The sequence below is a fragment of the Acinetobacter sp. YH16052 genome (genome assembly GCF_013417155.1).
GTDB lineage: Bacteria > Pseudomonadota > Gammaproteobacteria > Pseudomonadales > Moraxellaceae > Acinetobacter.
The window spans coordinates 1-1,321 of sequence record NZ_VPEO01000163.1 but is presented as its reverse complement, the minus strand read 5'-3'; the positions used below and the strand labels follow the sequence as shown (position 1 = coordinate 1,321).

The following is a 1,321-nucleotide window of genomic DNA, read 5'->3' as shown; positions in this document are numbered from 1 at the left end:
CTTTTCCATTAAAAAAACAATCCAATGCTTCCAAAACAGAACTTTTGCCTATCCCATTTTCGCCAACAAGACCACAAAATCTGTCCTCATCAGTAATAGGGATATAATTAATGCCTTGATATGTTTTAAAATATCGAAGAAAGATTCCTACTATCATTGAGACTTATCTCCAGTAATGTCCTTCACATTAGCCAACAAGTCCCCAAACTTGCCATAATTGACTTTCACCCCATCATCCAGATCTAACGTAATACGCTGATCGGCATAATGACGCAGCTTTTCTTCAAAAGTACTGAGTTCAGCCTGTTGCTTATGCAAGTCTTGCAGTTTTTTCTCGATGCGTTTGATTTCAGCCGCAGAGTCACTAGTTTCTTTCGCTGTTTCCAGAGAATTAGCATAGGCAGCCATTTTGGAAATCAGCGGCATCACGTATTCGGTACGCATACGTGCCAAGGTACTTTCGTTATAGCGGTGCAAGTACACTAACGCCTGGAAAGCACCTTGTTTACCACTGCTAAATAACCAGTAGATCGGACGCTTTTTATAGGTTTGCATGTGGTCTTTATAGAATTTACTAGCAAGATAACGGCGAATGGTGTCTTCAGCGGTTTCACTAGCTTTTTTATCCAAGCTTTCTGCCAACCACAGCATATTAGCGTCTAGTGTGTCTTTACCCCACACTGCAGTTAAGAACTCTTGGATACGGTGTGTAGCATCATCTTCAAACCAGTGCATTTCGGTGAGTGGAATAATACCGTCAGCATCGGCTGGGAATGTCTGATAACGACTAGGATCAAAGTCTTGATTGCCTGCATGGGCATAGATCAAGCTAGGTTCATCTAGGCTATAGCGTCCCATCATGCAACCAAGTGCATAAGAAACTAAACGCTGGCTGTCTTTTTCACGGTCGGCACGAGTTAAAGTGATCTGTTCATCTGGTACGTCTGGTGTAAGTTCATCCTGTAAACCATAAGCATCAATAAACAGCTTATTGTTTTCTTCTTCCAAGCGTTTCATTTCAGCCACGGCGTCAGTATTTTGCTGTTGCCATGTGTTAAACGCTAGTTCTAAGTTTGGCTGTTGGCTACGAATAATGGGGTTTTGGGTAAAGTCCCATGAGGTTTCGTAGGAGTCCCAATCATATTTAGATAATTGAACACAAACCTTAATATTTTCTTCATTAGCTGCTTGTACATCAAATGGAAGTTTATTTATTTCGCCAACTCCAAAATGTAAGGTAGGATTCATAAGATTCATATAGTAGAAAACAACTTTTGAATTTAATAAACCTAATGTTGTTATTAAATTATTTGAAAAAACC

Annotated in this window: 1 protein-coding gene and 1 pseudogene; both read right to left on the bottom strand. The window is 39.9% G+C overall.

Annotated features, from left to right (window positions below; genetic code table 11):
- Positions 1–157 (bottom strand): AAA family ATPase (locus FTV42_RS16965; RefSeq protein ID WP_180039259.1); only part of this gene is annotated, 157 nt, incomplete at its 3' end.
- Positions 154–1,321, bottom strand: a pseudogene (locus FTV42_RS16960) (BREX-1 system adenine-specific DNA-methyltransferase PglX); the annotation flags it as partial. The pseudogene FTV42_RS16960 and the gene FTV42_RS16965, both read right to left, overlap by 4 nt.